Source organism: Anoxybacteroides voinovskiense (assembly GCF_014196205.1).
Taxonomy (GTDB): domain Bacteria; phylum Bacillota; class Bacilli; order Bacillales; family Anoxybacillaceae; genus Anoxybacteroides; species Anoxybacteroides voinovskiense.
This window is the reverse complement of sequence record NZ_JACIDE010000005.1, coordinates 60338-79077: the sequence shown is the minus strand read 5'-3', so window position 1 is coordinate 79077 and position 18740 is coordinate 60338. Positions and strand designations below refer to the sequence as shown.

Sequence of the window (18740 nt, the reverse complement as noted above, 5' to 3'; positions counted from 1 at the left end):
CCACTTTAGCAATTGGATAAAGTGGGAGTACCCTTTTAGGCGCGTTGGTTAGCCGGAATCGGAATATAGAGCAGTTGTCCTTCGGATAAATCGGTCTCGTGTTCGAGATGATTGGCCCGCAATAGTTGTTGAATCGAAATGTCGTACCGCTTTGCAATCTTGTCCATTGAATCGCCTTGTTGGACAATGCAAATTTTTACTCTAGAAAAATCTTCTCCTTGCTCTTTAAACAAGCTCGTTAAATAAAGCGCGTTTTCTTTGCGCGGCTTTTTATTTTCTTCCGCTGGCTCATCTGCTTGTTTTGGCGATGTTCCGATCGATACTTTTGCTTCTTGTTCATGTACTATTTCTTCGACCAGCCCACTAGTTTCGCTCCGTTCTTTCGCTTCGTGTACTGCTTCTTCGACAAGTTCGTTCGTTTCACTCCGTTCGCCGGTCGCTCGGGCAACGTTCTCTTCTTCTAAAACGGCTGTTTGCTCGACTTCCTCTGTTTCTTCTTGTTCGTACCATTCTTTGCGAGCGATCGCTTCAAACGGCTCAAACCATGACGACGCTTCCTCTGCCTCTTCTTCTAAAATTCCGCTAATCGAAATGTCCGCAACAAGCGAAAGCCGGCCGTCGCTACCTAAATCGTAATCAAACGATTCGACGGTGACATACACATCGTCTAAACTAAAAATGCGGTTTTTCGGAATCGTAATGTCGACAGGGAAGCGATGAAACAGCTCACTCACCCCATCTTCGCGCGTCGTAATCCGTTGGACGAACCGGCGTGTGCTAAAATCGTAAAGATCGGCTTCCTCTCCATCGTCGTCCGCCATGCGATATTCCCCGCTTAATTCTAACGCCCCGCGAATCGTAATATAATGCTCGTATTCATCAACGGAAATGACCGGATCTAACGAAACCGAAAGAAACTCTCCCACTTCCTGTCCCCTTTTAAACCAAATCGACTCTTCGAGTGAAAAACGTAAATATGATTGCTCCAAGCAAGCCTCCTCCTTCCGCCCTTTTCGGCCAAACTTTTCAATGGCATTATCAATGTATGACCGGCGGAAACAGAATATGAATAAAAAAGTAAACGTCAAATAGCCCCCACCTTTTGGGAGGCCGGGGCTTGAGGTATTATTTAGTTAGCTGATGAAAAGCAATGCATGAAACAGGGAGTGTGGTTGACCAAGGAAGCATTTGATCCAATGCGTGCTTGTCTGACAAATCCATATTGGGAAGCTTCTCAAAAAGATAGCGAAGGTAGTAATACGGATTTAGTTGATTCGCTTTCGCTGTCTCCACTATGCTGTAGATGATGGCACTTGCCCGTGCACCTTGTGGTGTATTCGCGAAAAGCCAATTTTTCCTTCCGATGACCACCGATTTGATCGAGCGTTCGCTGCGATTATTATCAATCTCCAGTCGCCCATCCTTTAAAAAGTCCACTAATTTATCCCATTGGTTCAGACAATACGCAATGGCTTTTCCTAATGCGCTCTTTGGCAACACGTGCTGTTTTTGCTTTTGAAGCCATGACAAAAAAGCATCTAAGATAGGCTTGCTTTGCTTTAGACGTTCTTCATACCGATCTTTAGGATCCAATTTTTTAATTTTCGTTCTACCGCAACACGAACAGACCTGCTCTTCATCGGGTAAACGATATTCGACCGTTTCGACCGGCAGGTTTTCCAGCATCGCTTCGCGGTGACCGCGTGTTTTCCGACGGCGCTGATAACGAATGGACTCCAACGTAGGTTCCGGCAACTCAAGGTTCGATTCGTTTTCTACCTCGTTGAATAGTTCCAATTGACCAGGATGGATTTTTTCACTTGAAACGCCAAAGCGTTTGTGCTGCAGAAGGCGAAGTTGTTCTTCGTACCATTTTACTTTCGCTTCCAACTCCTGTTGCTTTTTTAGTTCCGCCTGTCATTCTGCATTTTGCTTTTCCAGCATTTCTAAGCGTTGGAGGAGATCTTCCATTGTAAGATTAGAATGAGGGAATTTCGCTGTTGTTTTCATATCTTCATTATACAACAAAACAGCGGAATTCCCTGAATTTTTATTAGTTAAATAACTTTCTTTGCGGTTACTGCCGAATAGGCTTGTTTCTGGTCCAACGATAGTCCATCGAGTAGCCAGCGTAATTGGCGTGGACTAATTTGTAAAGGTTCCGAGTGATGCTCTGAAGGCCAATCAAACGTTCCACGTTCGAGTCGGCGATAATATAACCAAAAACCGTTATAATCCCAATGAAGAATTTTCAATTTATCCCGCCCACGATTGCAGAACACAAAAAGGCTAGAAGAAAAGGGATCAAGCTGGAATGTTTCTTGGACGATGGCTGCCAACCCATCGATGGATTTTCGCAAATCCGTACTCCCTCGAGCAAGGTACACATGGGTCACCGTTGCCGCATTCAACATAACGCTTTCAATACCTTCACCACATCGGCAAAAAGCGAAGGATGAAACCCTTGCTTCACCTCGATCGAACATTCGCCGATTTTCACTTGGATGGAATCCTCTTCATGAAACGATGAATCTGCCATCACAACGGATGCCCATTTTGTAGAGGGATTTGGTGTAGCGTTGGAACCTTCGATCCGTTTGAGCCAGTACTTCAGCTGGTGAGCCTTTAACCCATTCCTTTCACACCATTTGGCTTGTGTAAGACCACTTGCTCGGTAGGAGGCAATGCGTTGTTCCCACTCCTGTCGCAATTCGTTTTTGTCCATACCAAAACTCCTTTAATCAAGATTTCTAAAGAAATTATGGCACGGATATAGGGGCAAAACTAGGTGGGAAGAATTTGACGCTTACTTTTAAACCAGCTATTTTTTAGAAAAAATAATCGGCCTTGACACTCCGCCCATAAAATAAACCATTTTAATCGGAAATTTTATGAATTATTTTGACTTAATATCTGCAAAATATAGTTTGATCACGATAATAAAAGGAGGACTTCAAATATGAACAGGAAATTTATAGGAGTAATGTCCCTCTTTTTGATAATATTATTCGGAATGTATGGTGTCGGGACTAAAATTGTCGCCAAATCAAAAATTTATGAAACAGAGTCAACAACTACATTAGTGGTTAATAAAAATGATTTAGAGGACCTTTCAATTTACTTCTTAACGCCTTATATAACCAAAGCAGTACAGGATTATTATGGAAAACCATCTGGAATTCAGTGGTGGAAGCCTAAAATATTAGAGATTAAAAATTTAGAACCCGGGAGTCGTTATAAATTCTTACTCAAAATTCGTGTAGAAACATTTAAAGGGGCTCACAACCCTCCTTACGGAATTGATATAATAACACTTGAAATCGATTTTGACAAAATTCGCATTATTGATTACAAGCACATCGAAGAGAAGATAAAAAAACAAACATAGGGTATTACCTCTTTTATTTTTCCTAAATAATGGACTCACTAATCAGCGAGGAACAGCTGAGCTTATACAGTTACTTTTTCCTGCCCGAGTTCGACAGTGACTAGGCAAATAAATCGCCTCTCAGTCCTTGATGCAGAAGGGCTGAGAGGCGATTAGGTATACTTGTGGCGTGTATCTAGGAGCGAGGATGAATGTCTAGGATCTTCGGGGGAGGCTCTAGTCCTAGAGCCGCAAAGGTTTGCCCTTATTTGGCGGTCAGTTCTGTCCGCTGATAAAGGTTCCCGTATTTCGAAGAAAAATGTCCGAGTGTGAGACGCTGGCATTCCTCTCTTACTTTCGGCCACGATTCGTTGGTCCGAATCTTTATGATGCGAATCAGCAAGAGAGCCAGCCAACTGAGCAGCACATGCGCACGAATGCGGTCTTCCAATGGGTCGCAATTCCAATGTCGATTTCAGTGTACGAAAAGCCAGCTCGATATCCACCAGCTGCTTATATCCCAGCGCGACATCCTCGGCAGACAGTGTGTCATCGGACGTGCGGATAAGATATTTGCCATCATACTTTTCGGCTAAACGTGTGCCTATGGAATTCAGTGTTTTTTCCTAGGTTGACAACCCCAAAATCCTTGATATAACGGGATTTCTGAACTTTTTATTTGCCTAAAATGGCCCTCAAACTGTCGAACTCGGGTCCTGGTTAGTGTAGTAAAAGCAGTTTCAAATTCATATCTCCGAGCAAACAAGAAAAAAGCAGGATGTTACCCTGCTTACTAATCCAATTCCTTGTTTCAGAAGATTTTATTTCATTGAAATGTTGAGAGCTCTGATCATTATTCGTAAATATTATTAATAAGTTACAGTGTAGCTAACAGTTTTTATACCGAATAGATTGGCTTGATTTATATCACTTGAAGTATAACCGAAATAAATATCAAACCATTGTCGAGTTAAACCTCGGGAGCAAAATACATCCCCCATGTCCTCAACTGTAAAATATTGCATAGAAGTTCCAGACGGAGTTTTTAAAACTGTGGAAGTTTTAATAACTGCTTGTTCCTGAACTCGGACTACCGCAAGTTTTAGGATGTACTGCAGCAGTTTTATATTTTTGAGGGATTGTACCATAATAAGTTAACGAATCTGCTGGTGCAGTATACGCTGTTACATCTTGATTTAAATAAGTGTAGGAGGCTGCACTAGCATAATCAATAAAAAGTGAAGTCAATAGGATCGCTGAAAAAAGACTCGTAACAATCTTAGTTTTAAGCTTTTTAAACATGTTAAACACACCTTTCACAAGAAAATTTGTTAATTAATCATTATTTTATCAGTAAATACTAAGATGTTATCTTGGTAACGAATTTTCCAGTCCTAGCATTGAAGATAATCTTTATAAACCTACCCTTTTTATCCCTACCAACCACTTCAACAGTCGGGTCACTGTTTAACTTTCGCAAAACAAAATGGTATCCTTCGGCCCAACCTTTTCCTGGTAATAGGTTATATTCCTTTTTTGCTTTATCAACAATTTTATCGCTATCAAAATGAATCTTGTTTAAATCTACTATATTTTCATTGTTTACAGGTTCAGTCAATGCTAATTTTTCTACTACTTTTTGATTATGAATTGTATATAACATTTGATCATCTGTACCTGGTTTAGCTAGAATTACATTCCAATATCTTCTTTTCCCGTGTTCCCCTTTACTTTTACTTTCTTTTTCCTTATCGTCAACACTTAATACATAATAGATTTCTGCATCTTTACTCCACTCCTCTCTAGCTTTTTCCTTTGCAAACTTACAGGCTTCTAAAAGTGAAAATTCTTTTGAAGAGGCAGAACTGTTGGAATGGTAAGTAAACACAATTGCTAGAATAAATATTGTGAGAACACAATAAATAAGTTTCTTCATCAATTACCTCCTTTTATATACATGCACTTTAAAGTAATGACTTCTGTATGAACACCTTTTTCCATGGCTATACTGCTCCTACATACTCATGTATAAAAGGAGCGGAAATGACATGAAACGTCTTAAAATTACGAATGATCACGGTTGGACACCTCGAAAACTTCGGAAACAAGAACGGAAAATCAAAGATGCTTCTCTTCGTGTTCGGGTGACTGCCGTTCGTCTTGTCATGAAAGGATTTCTTGGAAAAGATGTCGCAAAAATGGTTAATCTATGCCGCCAATCGGTTTCCCTCTACGTCGAACGGTTTAATGAAGGTGGGCTCGATCATTTACTCGATCGTCGCTTACCACCTGGTCGTGTGCCATTTCTTACGGAAGAACAACAACAAGAACTGAGACAACTCGTCTTAACCACCACCCCTGTGGAGGTCGGCTGGGGCATTTCTTCGTCATGGAACACACGTATATTACAATCTTACATCCAACAAACCTATGGCGTTTCGATGTCACGCGAAGGCATTCGCAAACTATTGCATCGTCTTCGCTTGTCATGGACACGCCCGACCTATAAGCTCGTCAAAGGCGATCCAGTGCTTCAAGCGGCCTTTGAAAAGGAACTCGAGTTTATAAAAAAAAACTAATCACGGAGGAAATGGTTCTGCTTTATGTCGATGAGACGCATGTTCGCGCCTATCAAGCGCTTCGTACGACATGGGCAGAAGTAGGGAATCAAAAGCAGGTGCCAAGCTACGGTCACCACGCCCACGTTTCTATTTTTGGCGCAGTCGACGTGCAACAAGGCGATGTCGTGTTTCATCGCGCATCATCCGCCAATGCTGAAACGTTCCTTGACTTTTTGCGCCTGTTGAAAAAGAAATATGCGGATCGATTTATCGTGCTTGTATTGGACAATGCGCGTATTCATCATGCCAACATGGTGCAAGCTTTCCTTCAAAGGGAAGAAGGCGGTGCCTTTCATTTTATTTTTCTGCCGCCTTATTCTCCACATTTGAATCCGATAGAACGGTTATGGAAGTGGCTGAAAGATGACGTCATCGCCAACGTCTTGCATAAAGACCAAAACGATATTGCCCAGTCGATTACTCGTTTTGAACAATACGTCTTACAGCATCCAGATGAGGTGTTACGCCGCATCGGGTGTGCTACGTGAACCAGAGGTTAAAATTTTAATTTGGATGTATATAGATAAGAATTTATATGAGTCAGCTAAATAATTTCAAGCCTTTTTCTTCGCGCAAAAATTTGATATATTCTATTTGAGCCAATGCTAGCATCCTTTCTATTCCTCCTCATGCTTACATCCCTGTTACATGTAGGAGGGTAATGGATTTTGGGATGACTGGCAAGGCTCTTTTTTTATGGCAGCGATTCTGCACGTTTACGCCGCCAAATTATGTACTTTTATTCTGCCATATACATTATAACTACTCTATAGTTAAGAGCCTTTTATTCGGTACCCCATATCGTAAAAAAGTTAAAGTTTATGAATTTTCATATCACATTTATCTTCTTCTGCTACATCCATCGCTGTACGTAGCACTTCAAAAAATGTCTTCCCATCAGTTGTTGCAAAATAATTTGCTAAATTAGTTACTTTGGAACTAAATTTATCCCCCCACGGTGGTTTTTGTGATATGTCATCGATATCCCATATAACAGACTCTGGGGAGTATTTTGATAATTCCTGTTCAATTTCAATTAGATTAGCTCTCGCAACGGAGATATTCTCCCAATTTAATTTGTCATAATATAAATCATTCATTAATAACGGGTATTTTGTTCCCCATCCTTCTTTTTCTAAATGATATGAGATTGTCGAAAAGAATGAATGTACAAAATCGCTATGTCCTAATTCGTAAAAAAAACAATCTACTAATATTCCTACGGCCATCTAAATTTCACCTCTAATCCATTTTAAAAATAATTTCTGCTACACCATTTGTCCCCTCATTTATTTTTTGTTTAATGTCCCTCAAGACATCTCTTGTGACATTTTGACCCCTTACATCAATAATAACAGTTTGCCTAGTTTGTTCAGGTAAATCACTTATACGCTTATTTATTTGATGTGAAACGTTTCTTATTAAGTTACTTCTTCCGGAAGACGTAGTCACTTTATAATTCTTAACTTCTATACTATGACCGTTGATATAAAAATCTGGTCTCGAACTATTTTTAGTGCCATGACTTACTTCATTGCCATCTTTAAATGATACCTGTTCACGATAACTAGGATATTCTTTCCCTACATCTATTTCAGATTGTCTCCATGATGGTCTAGTTTTCTTCGTCCCCTTAGCAAGCTTCTCAGCTTCGTCCGTCCCATTAGCCACTTTCCCCGAAACGCCTTCGCTCCTGCTCATTCGCTGGTACAGTTCTTCGGCGCTTTTGACCAAACGGTGGAAGCTGAACGATGTTTCCGCTTGACCATAGGCCATTCCCTCTCCGGCCATCGCCATGGCGGGAACCCCCACAAACGCTCCTTCTCCAGTCGCTGTCAACGCTGCGCCATCGACTTCGAGAGCTTCAGCCCCGCTTGTTTCGATCATCCCAACCATCGTTGATACCACATGCCCTGCCATTTCCCCTGATTCATAGGCAACAGGATGCGGACTGTGATAGGAGCGGTGGATGTTATCCAGCGTGATATCTTGTACAACTGCATCCCCCGCTCCTCTCACAAACTCCACTGTGCTTTCCATTGGGTGTTTTATGAATCCGTGCCACGATTTTTCTGCATTCTTCGCGACTTCTCCGGCGATTTGTTCGATTTTTTGCCCTGTATGGATTATACCATGAACCGCCTGCTTAGCGGCATGCTCTGCTTTCTTTTCTAGTTGATGCACATCACGTTCAATCGTTTTCTCGGTCTCTTGGATTTCTTGCTTTATTTTCTGTCTAATCGAGTGAACCGTTCCGAACACCATTTTCTTCCCATCGTGAACGATGTGTTTGACAGCTTGCTCCGCCTTCTTTTCCGCCTCGTAAAACGCTTTTTGAGCCTTCTCGCTAATATGTACCGTATCTTTCACTGCTTGTTTCGCGACATGTTCCATTTTCTTTTCGATCTTTTGAACCGCTTTCTCCGCTTGTTTCACCTCGTGGGCAATGTGCTTTCCCATTTGTTCCGCTTTCTTTTCCGCTTGATGAAAAGCTTCCTTTGCCTGTTGGCTAATGTGCACCGTATCCTTTACGACCTGTTTCACCACTGGCTCGACTTTCTTTTCTGCTTGCTGAACGGTTTGTTGAATAGTCTTCTCTACTTTTTTGACGTCATTTGCGACATGCTTTACCGTCTGTTCTACCTTTTTCTCGACAAAATGTCCTAATTTACTTAATGAACTCCAAAAAGACATCTCCCCCGCTCCTTTGACTCTGTCCTTTTGTTAGAACAACGTTCGTTGATAAGCCATGCTCGATGAAAAATACCACTCCTTTCCCACATAACCGGATAATGATTGAATAATAAAAAAAGAATATTAATTCTGTCAATTAAAATTTTGTTCTATTCCCCTATATTTTTCATAAAAAAACAGAGAGCAACTTAGGCCCTCTGTAAACGTTAGCATCCCTTTTAAGACATTAGTTTCGCAAACGCTTTTTCTGCTGCTTCGATTGTTTTTTCGATGTCTTCATCTGTATGCTCGGTTGATAAAAACATTCCTTCAAACTGGGATGGCGGCAAGAAGATGCCTTGTTCCGCCATTTCGCGGTAATAGGCCGCAAACATCTCTACATCCGATGTTTTCGCTTTTTCATAGTTGATGACGTCTTCGTTTGTAAAGAAGAAGCCAATCATCGAACCCGCGCGGGTAACGGTATGCGGAATGCCGTATTTTTCCGCCGCTTGGCGCAATCCTGCTTCGAGCCGATCCGCTTTTTTCCGGAACTGTTCGTACGTTTCTGGCGTTAGTTGGATAAGCGTTTCATAGCCAGCCGTCATTGCTAGTGGGTTGCCTGATAATGTACCTGCTTGATAAATCGGACCGCTTGGAGCAATTCGTTCCATAATGTCCGCGCGACCACCGTATGCACCAACCGGAAGACCGCCGCCAATCACTTTTCCAAGACATGTCAAGTCAGGCGTCACTCCGAAATAGCCTTGGGCACAATGATAATCGACGCGGAAGCCAGTCATTACTTCATCAAAAATCAACAGCGCCCCGTATTCGTTCGTAATGTCGCGAAGTCCTTGCAAAAATCCTGGAAGCGGCGGAACAACCCCCATGTTTCCAGCGACCGGCTCAACAATGACCGCGGCAATGTCTTCCCCAAACTGCGCAAACGCATATTTGACGCTTTCTAAATCGTTGTAAGGAACAGTAATCGTATGTTGCGCCACCGACTCTGGTACCCCAGGGCTATCCGGCAATCCGAGCGTCGCTACCCCTGAGCCAGCTTTTATTAAGAGCGAGTCACCGTGTCCATGATAACAGCCTTCAAATTTGAGAATTTTGCTTCGTCCCGTATACCCACGCGCTAGGCGTAATGCACTCATCGTTGCTTCCGTCCCAGAGTTGACCATTCGCACGATTTCAATCGACGGTACTCGTTCAATGACAAGCTTCGCTAACTCGTTTTCGATAAGCGTCGGCGCCCCGAAGCTCGTCCCGTTTTCCGCGACTTTTTTTAGTGCCGCGACGACGCGCTCGTTCGCATGCCCTAAAATAAGCGGACCCCATGACAACACGTAATCAATATATTCATTACCGTCAATATCGTAAATTTTCGAACCCTTACCGCGCGCCATAAAAATCGGATCCATTTTCACCGATTTAAACGCGCGAACCGGGCTGTTCACCCCGCCCGGTAACAACCGAACAGCTTCTTGATATGCTTGTTTCGAACGTTCGTATCGCATCGAAATCCCCCTATTCTTGTAGCCAACGAGCGACGTCTTTGGCAAAGTACGTTAAAATTAAATCCGCGCCTGCCCGTTTCATGCCGATTAACATTTCCATCACGATTTGCTTTTCGTTTACCCAACCATTTTGTGCCGCTGCTTTCACCATTGCATACTCTCCGCTTACATTGTAAGCGACAATCGGAAGATGGAAATGGTTTTTCATGTCACGAATAATGTCTAAATACGCAAGCGCTGGTTTGACCATAATAAAATCTGCCCCTTCGCTTACATCCGACTCCGCTTCACGAAATGCTTCCAATCGGTTGGATGGATCCATTTGGTACGTTTTTCGGTCGCCAAACTGCGGAGCGCTATTAGCGGCATCGCGGAACGGTCCGTAAAACGCCGACGCGTATTTCACCGCATACGACATAATCGGTACATGCGCAAACCCTGCTTCATCTAGCCCATGACGAATCGCCGTGACAAAGCCGTCCATCATATTCGAAGGTGCGATAATATCCGCCCCTGCTTTCGCTTGGCTTACCGCTGTTTTTACAAGCAGTTCAAGCGATGGGTCGTTCAATACGTGCTCGTTTTCGACGACGCCGCAATGGCCGTGGCTTGTGTATTCGCATAAACATGTATCCGCAATCACGACAAGCTCCGGATACGTTTGCTTGATTTGCCGGATCGCTTGCTGGACGATGCCATGCTCACAGTACGCTTGTGAACCAATTTCATCTTTTTCTGCCGGAATACCGAAAACGATAATCGACTTAATGCCAAGGCTAACGGCTTCCGCCACTTCTTCGTTCAGCCGGTCAAGCGAAAACTGGTAAATACCCGGCATGGACGGAATTTCCTGCTTGACATTTTCTCCTTCGATCACAAAAATCGGATAAATGAAATCGTCGACGTGAAGGTGCGTTTCGCGCACCATCGCGCGTAAATTCGCGCTTTGCCGCAATCGACGATGGCGATCAAATTGCCATTTCATCATCTATTCCCCTCCATCTGAAAAAATGTTTCCATCGCTTTTATCATACCATCAATCGTATATTGTTCTGGACAAATATGTACCATTAAGCCAACTTTTTCAGCCGCTTGTTTTGTCACTGGACCAATGCAAGCAATGACACAATGCGCCAATAGCGGCTCCCATTCGATTTCATTCATGACGTTCATAAAACTTTCGACCGTGGACGGACTTGTAAATGTAAGGACGTCGATGGCGTTCTTTTTTAATAAATCAAGCAACTGCGCTTTTCCGCTCTCGTTCATTTTCGTTTCATACACGACTAGGTCGGTCACGTCTGCACCTAACTGAACAAGCGCTTCTTTCAATGTCGGGCGCGCCAAATTTCCTTTCACTAACAACACGCGGTCGTTCGGCTTCACGAGCGATTTCATCGCTTCTGCCAACCCTTCTGCGACAAATTCATCCGGTACGACAGAAGGTGTTATCCCCCTTTTTTCTAAAGCGGTTGCCGTTTTTTGACCGACGACTGCAACGTTCGGAAGCGGCGTGTGATCACAGACAAATGAAAAGAAAAAGCGCACCCCGTTGGCGCTCGTAAACACGAGCCAGTCATAGCGAAACAAGTCGCGGACACAGTTCTCTATTTCTCCGGTTTCCGTCACCGCCGAAACGGAAATAAGCGGAATTTCTATCGGGATTGCCCCTGCTTTTTTTAGCTGTTCTGAAAACGCCCCCGCTTGTTCTTTCCCTCTCGTCACAAGCACCGTTTTTCCCGCTAGCGGAAGATGCTTCATCACGCACCAAGCTCCTCTTTAATTCGGTCAATTAACGCTTTGGCGCCAAGCTGAACGAGACGATCTGCGACTTCTTTGCCGATTTGCTCGGCATCTGTACCGATAGCCGTTTCTTTGTAGCACTCTGTTCCGTCCGGAGAAGCAACGAGCCCTGTAAAAACGACTTCGTCTTTTTCATTCACATACGCATAGCCAGCAATCGGCACTTGGCAGCCACCTTCCATGCGCTGCAAAAAGGCGCGTTCCGCCAATACGGCTCGCTCCGTTTCGCGGTCGTTTAACACGCGCAGCCATTGCAACAATTCGGCATCTTTCTCACGGCATTCAATCGCGAGCGCTCCTTGTCCAACAGCCGGCAAACAAACTTCCGTCGGCAAATATTCCGTAATTGTTTCTTCTGCCCATCCCATTCGTCGCAACCCAGCCGCTGCTAAAATGATGGCGTCATACCCTTCGTTTTCCAATTTCGCTAATCGTGTATCAATATTGCCGCGAATCCATTTGATTTCTATATCTTTTCGTTGCGCAAGTAGCTGGGCAGAACGGCGCAAACTGCTCGTTCCAATGACCGCTCCGCTCGGAAGGTTGGCAAACGAAACGCGAGATTTACTAATGAGCACGTCGCGATGGTCTTCGCGCTTCGGCACGCAGCCAATGATTAACCCTTTTGGCAAAATAGCTGGCATATCTTTCATGCTATGGACGGCCATATCAATTTCTTCATTCAGCATTGCTTGCTCGATTTCTTTCACGAACAATCCTTTTCCGCCAACTTTTGATAACGTGACGTTCAAAATTTGGTCGCCTTTTGTCACGATTTCTTTTACTTCAAACTCAAACGGCGCTCCAAGTTCTTTCAATTTCGCAATCACCCAGTTTGTTTGCGTCAAAGCTAGTTTGCTTCGCCGCGAACCGACGATAATTTTCCGCATCGCTTCTTCCTCCATTATGAATACCATAGATGAAATTTTGATAAGCTACCAAATAAGAAAAAGTTGACAAGCAAAAATAAAAACGAGCCGATGTTCCAAAGTGCGAGCGCTTTTCCGTACATTTCTTGCACCACTCGTTTATAAAAATACACGCTATAAACAAGTAAGACGGAAAACGACCCTAGCACTTTCGCATCATACCAATGGAAATGCTCAATTTTAATAAAGGCCCAAATGACGCCAAGAATGAGCCCTAATAACAACATAGGCAATCCGATTAAATTTAAAACGTACGACATATTTTCTAGTTTCGTTAAATCGGCCATTCGCCATAACCGCTTTCCCCATTTTTTTTGTTTCAATAAATGGTATTGAATCATATACAATACCGAAAACACAAATGAAAGGGAAAACGCCCCATACGCTAATATCGCCATCGTCACATGTATGATGAGCAGCTCGGAAATGAGCTTTTCCGCTGTTGCTCCCGATTGGTAATGGGCAGGAGCAAACGTATGCAACGCAAGCATAAAAAAGGCGAGCACGTTCGTAAAAAAGACGATAAAATCGACGCGCAACAACCGATTAATAACAAGCGACAGCGTAATAAGCACCCAAACGTAAAAGTAAAGCCCTTCTGCCATCGTCAAAATCGGAAATCGCTTCGTTTCGATTATGCGAAACAAGAAAAAAGCTGTCTGGAAAACCCAGACAATAGAAAGTAACCAGAAGGCCGTGCGGTTTGCCTTCCGGTTATGGTGCAAAAAATCTATGAAATAAAGAGAAACAGATAGTGCATATAATAGCACTGACAGCTCGTACAACCGTGTAAAATTCATCCCCGTCATTCGCATCCTCTCTTATGACTGTAGAGATGGGACAACCGACCGCTTACCATCCTCTTTCACTGGCTGAGACGTTTGGAGCGCATCTTCGATATTGAAAATTTTCGCAAACAATTGAAGCGCTTCTTCCGCATTTGGCTCTGCGGCTAATTCTTTCGCCCGCAAAATCGGGTCGCGAAGCAGCTGGTTAATAATGCTTTTCGTATGTTTGCTTATTACTTTTCGGTCGCGCTCTGATAAATGCGGCAATTTCCGTTCGATGCTTTGCATCGTTTCCGCTTGAATGGCCAACGCTTTTTCCCGAAGGGCAGCAAGCACCGGAACGACGCCAAGCGTATGAAGCCATTGCTGGAATTCAACTAATTCCGCTTCGATCATTATTTCGATTTGTTCCGCTGCTTTTTTCCGTTCTTCCAAATTCGCTTGCACGATGCCTTCTAAATCGTCAATGTCGTATAAAAAGACGCTTTCGAGTTCGCTAAGCGCAGGGTCTAAATCGCGTGGGACGGCGATATCGACCATAAACAACGGACGGCCTTTGCGCATTTTTTCCACGTTCGTCATCATCTCTTTCGTAATGACGTACTCTTTTGCGCCTGTGGAGCTAATTAAAATGTCCGCTTCGACAAGGGCGCATTGCAATTCGGAAAGCGATTTGGCGTTTCCAGAAAATTTCTCCGCTAAATGTTGCGCTTTTTCAAACGTGCGATTAATAACCGTCACTTTTTTCACACCGCTGCCGTAAAGGTTTTGTAGCGCCAACTCTCCCATTTTCCCAGCACCGAGCACTAATACGTGCTTCGATGATAAGTCGCCAAAAATCTTTTTCGCTAGTTCCACCGCTGCATAGCTAACCGATACGGCATTCGAGCCGATTTCTGTTTCTGCATGCGCACGTTTCGCTAACGTCACCGCTTGCTTAAATAGCTGTTTAAATACCGTGCCAATTGTGTTTTCTTGCTGTGCTAAAAGATAACTTGAACGCACTTGTCCTAAAATTTGCGTCTCCCCTAAAATCATCGAGTCAAGCCCACAGGCGACACGGAATAAATGCTCAACTGCTGCTTCGTTCTCGAAAATTTTTAAATACGGCGCAAGCACGTCTTTCTCGATATGAAACCAATCGGCTAAAAATGTCTTTATATAATAACGCCCAGTATGCACTTGGTCGACGACAGCATAAATTTCCGTACGGTTACACGTCGAAATGATGACGTTTTCTAAAATGCTTTTTTGCTGCTGTAACGCTTTCATCGCTTCGACCAATTCTGATTCGCCAAAAGTCAACTTTTCACGAATTTCAACAGGGGCGGTTTTATAGTTCACGCCAACGACAACAATATGCACTTCCCTATACCCCCTCAATCAAAAGTACATAATCATCTCACTATATTATAGCATGTATATGTGCAACATAACGAAAAAAAATGTGAACACAATTTGAACCTATGTGATAAACTGTTAGACAGAATCCTTTATCATATGTACCATAGCAAAAAACACACCTTCTATCAAGCATAGTTCATATAGAAATGGGGAGAAACGCGTGAAAAAGAATGGGATGTTTTCCGGAATTGTGCTGATTGGCCTAGGATTGTACTTTTTCGCTAGTCAATTTTCGCTTCCTTTTTTAAAAATTTTTCAAGGATGGCCAGCGTTGTTCGTCATTTTTGGGGTAGCTTTGCTCGGACAAGCATACTCTGCTCGTGAATACCAACATATTTTTTCTGGAATTATGCTGTTCGGTTTTGGTATTCATTTCCTGTTGGTTCAATTATGGAAAAGCTGGCCGAACGAAATGGGTGTCTTATTTTTCATCGTCGCTCTCGCGTTTTTGCTCAGCTCACGGAAAATGAAGACCGGACTGATGCAAGGCATGCTGTTTTTTGTGCTATCGTTTGTCATGCTATTTTCCGAACGATTCACCCATGCCTTTCCTATCATTGAAACGAGCATTTCTTTCATCTGGAAATTTTGGCCGCTCGCCTTCATTTTGTTCGGTGTATACATATTATGGACGAAAAAGAAGTAGTTGATACAAAACACCAGCCTCATCAGCTGGTGTTTTTCGTTACATCATCCGCTGCAATACGTTCCACGCTTCGTCTTTTCCTTGTCCTGTTTCGGCAGAAAAAAGAATGAGCTCGTCTTCCGGCGTCATGTGTAACGTTTCGCGGACGATTTTTTGATGTTTTTGCCATTTTCCTTTCGGCACTTTATCTGCTTTTGTTGCTATGACGATCGTTGGGATGCTGTAATGCTTGAAAAATTCGTACATCATGCAATCGTCTTTTGTCGGCGGATGGCGTAAGTCAACAACGAGCACCGCTGCTTTTAGCTGCTTTCTCGTTGTGAAATACGTTTCCATCATTTTCCCCCATGCTTGCCGCTCTTGTTTGGACACTTTAGCGAACCCATAGCCTGGGACATCGACAAAATAAAACGATTCATTAATGAGATAAAAATTTAATGTTTGCGTTTTTCCTGGTTTGGATGATGTACGCGCTAAGTTTTTCCGATTCACCATTTTATTAATGAACGATGATTTGCCGACGTTCGAGCGCCCGGCGAGCGCAAACTCTGGCCGATCGCCTTCCGGATATTGTTCCGGTTTGACGGCACTGATCGTAATTTCTGCTGCAGTAATTTTCATTCCTTTTCCCCTACCAATGCATGTTGTAGCACTTCATCTAAATGCGAGACAAGAATAAATTGTACATCTTTTTTCACGATTTCTGGAATGTCTTCTAAGTCTTTTTCGTTTTCTTTTGGCAAAATGATTTTTTTCAATCCAGCTCGATGCGCACTTAACGTTTTTTCTTTTACGCCGCCAATCGGCAACACGCGGCCGCGCAGCGTAATCTCTCCCGTCATACCAACAAATCGGTTGACTGGGCGACCGGTTAATGCAGAAATAAGCGCGGTTGCCATCGTAATGCCTGCGGACGGACCGTCTTTTGGAATCGCTCCTTCTGGGACATGAATATGAATATCATACTTTTCATAAAAGTCTGGCTCAATTCCAAGGTCTTCCGCACGGGAACGAACGTAGCTAAACGCTGCCTGCGCCGACTCTTTCATCACGTCCCCTAATTTCCCAGTAAGCACTAATTTTCCTTTTCCAGGCGATAACGACACCTCAATCGAGAGCGTATCGCCGCCAAACGGCGTATATGCAAGCCCTGTCGCCACCCCAATTTGGTCTTGCAATTCCGCTTGCCCGTAGCGATATTTTCGTTTTCCTAAAAACTCTTCTAAATTTTTCTCCGTGACGACAACGCGTTTTTTCTCTTCTGATACGAGCAAACGAGCCGCTTTGCGGCAAATGGACGCCAATTGCCGCTCTAATTCGCGCACTCCTGCTTCGCGCGTATAATAGCGAATAATGTGCATCATCGCCTCGTCGCGCATTTGCAAACTCGCTTTTTTCAAACCGTGCTCGCTCATTTGTTTTGGCAATAAATGCTGCTTTGCAATATGCAATTTTTCGACTTCTGTATAGCCAGAAATCGTAATAATCTCCATCCGGTCTAGCAGCGGACGCGGAATCGTCGCCAAGTTGTTCGCAGTGGCGATAAACATCACTTTCGATAAATCGTACGGCTCTTCAATATAATGGTCGCTAAACGCATGGTTTTGCTCTGGGTCGAGCACTTCTAAAAGCGCTGCGGACGGGTCGCCGCGAAAATCGTTCGACATTTTATCAATCTCATCGAGTAAAAAGACTGGATTAATCGTGCCAGCTTTTTTCATTCCTTGAATGATTCGCCCTGGCATCGCTCCGACATACGTTCGGCGGTGGCCGCGAATTTCGGACTCGTCACGCACCCCTCCTAACGATACGCGGACAAAATTCCGATTGAGCGATTTGGCGATCGAGCGGGCAAGCGATGTTTTTCCGACACCTGGAGGACCAGCAAGGCAAAGAATCGGACCTTTGAGCGACTTCGTTAGCTGCTGAACCGCTAAATATTCGAGCACGCGTTCTTTCACTTTTTCTAGCCCGTAATGTTCTTCGTGCAAAATCGCTTCCGCCCGTTTAATGTCGTGAATATCTTCCGTTTGTTTCGTCCACGGCAGCGCCAACAGCCAATCAAGATAGTTGCGGATGACGGCGCTTTCGGCAGAAGTGGCTGGCACTTTTTCATAGCGCTCTAGTTCTTTTAACGCTGTCGCTTTGACGTGTTCCGGCATGCCAGCAGCTTCAATTTTTTCTTTCAACGTTTCAATTTCACCAGTTTTTCCTTCTTTTTCACCTAATTCTTTTTGAATCGCCTTCATTTGTTCCCGCAAATAATATTCTTTTTGCGTCCGCTCCATCGATTGTTTCACGCGCATACTAATTTTTTTCTCTAGCTGTAGCACTTCTTTTTCGTTATGGAGAATTTGAATAATTTTATGCACCCGTTCTTTTATATCGACCGTTTCTAATATTTCTTGCTTTCCTTCCAATTTCAGCGGCAAATGGGAAGCGATAATATCCGCCATCCGCCCCGGTTCTTCAATATCGGCGATGGATGCGAAAATATCGTTCGATAATTTTTTGGATAGATGTATGTATTGCTCAAAATATTCGAGCATCGTCCGTTTTAACGCTTCATCTTCTAAATCTTTCGTCGCTCGATCTAGAAATATTTCCGCTTTCACTGTAAAGCATGGGTCGTCATCCACCGTTTCTAGCATTTTTGCGCGCGCAATTCCTTCGACTAATACACGAAACGTCCCATTCGGGAGTTTTAGCAATTGTTTGACACGCGCTAACGTTCCCATTTCGTATAAATCTTCGACATTCGGTTCATCGATGGAAACATCTTTTTGCGATGTAAGTAGCACCGTATGATCTTCCACCATCGCTTTTTCCAATGCTTGAATCGATTTTTCCCGACCAACGTCTAAATGCAACACCATCGTTGGAAATACGAGCAATCCTCGTAACGGGAGGAGAGGAACGACCATCTCTTTTTTTCTCGCCATCGCGAGCACCTCCATACTTCATCTTCTATTCGTCTATTGTA

The 18740-nt window shown here is 43.5% G+C and carries 19 protein-coding genes and 3 pseudogenes; 4 read left to right on the top strand and 18 right to left on the bottom strand.

All coding sequences use genetic code 11. The annotated features are described in order from the left end of the window. Positions 1-35 precede the first annotated feature (35 nt). The 5 genes and pseudogenes from spoVID to tnpA all read right to left on the bottom strand — a co-directional run bounded on the left by spoVID (position 36) and on the right by tnpA (position 2725). On the bottom strand, positions 36-989 hold the full coding sequence (gene spoVID, locus GGR02_RS04670) for a stage VI sporulation protein D (RefSeq protein WP_183183582.1): 954 nt from the start codon (positions 987-989) through the stop codon (positions 36-38). Positions 990-1125: 136 nt separating this feature from the next. After that, positions 1126-1602 (bottom strand): annotated as a pseudogene (locus GGR02_RS17885) (IS66 family transposase); the annotation flags it as partial. Between the two features lie 66 nt (positions 1603-1668). Continuing rightward, positions 1669-1890: pseudogene (locus GGR02_RS17880) on the bottom strand (transposase domain-containing protein); the annotation flags it as partial. A 167-nt stretch (positions 1891-2057) separates the two neighbouring features. Next, positions 2058-2414, bottom strand: a complete 357-nt coding sequence (tnpB, locus tag GGR02_RS04660; RefSeq protein ID WP_260174964.1) for an IS66 family insertion sequence element accessory protein TnpB — start codon at positions 2412-2414, stop codon at positions 2058-2060. Beyond that, positions 2408-2725, bottom strand: a complete 318-nt coding sequence (gene tnpA, locus GGR02_RS04655) for an IS66 family insertion sequence element accessory protein TnpA (protein ID WP_183183580.1) — start codon at positions 2723-2725, stop codon at positions 2408-2410. Before tnpA ends, tnpB begins: the two co-directional genes overlap by 7 nt. A 234-nt stretch (positions 2726-2959) precedes the next feature. Here tnpA and GGR02_RS04650 point away from each other — a divergent pair, with 234 nt between their 5' ends. Continuing rightward, entirely contained in the window at positions 2960-3388 is a 429-nt protein-coding gene (locus tag GGR02_RS04650) for a DUF3888 domain-containing protein (protein WP_015374612.1), read from the top strand. Positions 3389-3563: 175 nt separating this feature from the next. Here the strand turns inward: GGR02_RS04650 and GGR02_RS17405 are convergent. The 3 genes and pseudogenes from GGR02_RS17405 to GGR02_RS04640 form a co-directional block, all read right to left on the bottom strand. Further along, a pseudogene (locus GGR02_RS17405) lies at positions 3564-3966 on the bottom strand (IS1634 family transposase); the annotation flags it as partial. A 463-nt stretch (positions 3967-4429) separates the two neighbouring features. Then, positions 4430-4669, bottom strand: a complete 240-nt coding sequence (locus GGR02_RS04645; protein ID WP_183183579.1) for a hypothetical protein — start codon at positions 4667-4669, stop codon at positions 4430-4432. A gap of 58 nt (positions 4670-4727) precedes the next feature. After that, positions 4728-5303 (bottom strand): hypothetical protein, encoded by a 576-nt coding sequence (locus tag GGR02_RS04640; RefSeq protein WP_229706149.1) that lies wholly within the window; start codon positions 5301-5303, stop codon positions 4728-4730. Between the two features lie 112 nt (positions 5304-5415). On the opposite strand from GGR02_RS04640, the gene GGR02_RS04635 reads away from it, so the two are divergent. Both GGR02_RS04635 and GGR02_RS04630 read left to right on the top strand, forming a co-directional pair. After that, the gene (locus GGR02_RS04635) at positions 5416-5946 is read left to right on the top strand and encodes a helix-turn-helix domain-containing protein (protein ID WP_183183577.1); all 531 of its coding nucleotides are present in this window, start codon (positions 5416-5418) and stop codon (positions 5944-5946) included. 11 nt (positions 5947-5957) lie between these two features. Further along, positions 5958-6476: an IS630 family transposase gene (locus GGR02_RS04630; protein ID WP_183183576.1), complete on the top strand. Its 519-nt coding sequence runs from the start codon at positions 5958-5960 to the stop codon at positions 6474-6476. Between the two features lie 324 nt (positions 6477-6800). Here GGR02_RS04630 and GGR02_RS04625 read toward each other — a convergent pair whose 3' ends face one another. The 8 genes from GGR02_RS04625 to hemA all read right to left on the bottom strand — a co-directional run bounded on the left by GGR02_RS04625 (position 6801) and on the right by hemA (position 15072). Further along, complete coding sequence (locus GGR02_RS04625) at positions 6801-7217, bottom strand: immunity 70 family protein (RefSeq protein ID WP_183183575.1); 417 nt, start codon at positions 7215-7217, stop codon at positions 6801-6803. A 13-nt stretch (positions 7218-7230) separates the two neighbouring features. Beyond that, positions 7231-8682: a hypothetical protein gene (locus GGR02_RS04620; protein WP_183183574.1), complete on the bottom strand. Its 1452-nt coding sequence runs from the start codon at positions 8680-8682 to the stop codon at positions 7231-7233. Between the two features lie 218 nt (positions 8683-8900). Then, positions 8901-10187, bottom strand: a complete 1287-nt coding sequence (gene hemL / locus GGR02_RS04615; protein WP_183183573.1) for a glutamate-1-semialdehyde 2,1-aminomutase — start codon at positions 10185-10187, stop codon at positions 8901-8903. 10 nt (positions 10188-10197) lie between these two features. Then, the gene (hemB, locus tag GGR02_RS04610; RefSeq protein ID WP_183183572.1) at positions 10198-11175 is read right to left on the bottom strand and encodes a porphobilinogen synthase; all 978 of its coding nucleotides are present in this window, start codon (positions 11173-11175) and stop codon (positions 10198-10200) included. After that, entirely contained in the window at positions 11172-11948 is a 777-nt protein-coding gene (locus tag GGR02_RS04605) for a uroporphyrinogen-III synthase (RefSeq protein ID WP_183183674.1), read from the bottom strand. Before GGR02_RS04605 ends, hemB begins: the two co-directional genes overlap by 4 nt. Beyond that, positions 11948-12880, bottom strand: coding sequence for a hydroxymethylbilane synthase (hemC, locus tag GGR02_RS04600; RefSeq protein ID WP_183183571.1), 933 nt, complete (start codon positions 12878-12880; stop codon positions 11948-11950). Before hemC ends, GGR02_RS04605 begins: the two co-directional genes overlap by 1 nt. Before the next feature lie 14 nt (positions 12881-12894). Then, a complete protein-coding gene (locus GGR02_RS04595; protein ID WP_183183570.1) occupies positions 12895-13728 on the bottom strand; it encodes a cytochrome C assembly family protein in 834 nt (277 codons plus the stop codon). 12 nt (positions 13729-13740) lie between these two features. Next, positions 13741-15072 (bottom strand): glutamyl-tRNA reductase, encoded by a 1332-nt coding sequence (hemA, locus tag GGR02_RS04590; RefSeq protein WP_183183569.1) that lies wholly within the window; start codon positions 15070-15072, stop codon positions 13741-13743. Positions 15073-15271: 199 nt separating this feature from the next. Here hemA and GGR02_RS04585 point away from each other — a divergent pair, with 199 nt between their 5' ends. After that, positions 15272-15757, top strand: coding sequence for a LiaI-LiaF-like domain-containing protein (locus GGR02_RS04585; RefSeq protein WP_183183568.1), 486 nt, complete (start codon positions 15272-15274; stop codon positions 15755-15757). Between the two features lie 39 nt (positions 15758-15796). Here GGR02_RS04585 and yihA read toward each other — a convergent pair whose 3' ends face one another. Next, positions 15797-16378, bottom strand: a complete 582-nt coding sequence (yihA, locus tag GGR02_RS04580) for a ribosome biogenesis GTP-binding protein YihA/YsxC (RefSeq protein WP_183183567.1) — start codon at positions 16376-16378, stop codon at positions 15797-15799. Beyond that, complete coding sequence (lon, locus tag GGR02_RS04575; RefSeq protein WP_183183566.1) at positions 16375-18699, bottom strand: endopeptidase La; 2325 nt, start codon at positions 18697-18699, stop codon at positions 16375-16377. Before lon ends, yihA begins: the two co-directional genes overlap by 4 nt. Between the last annotated feature and the right edge of the window lie 41 nt (positions 18700-18740).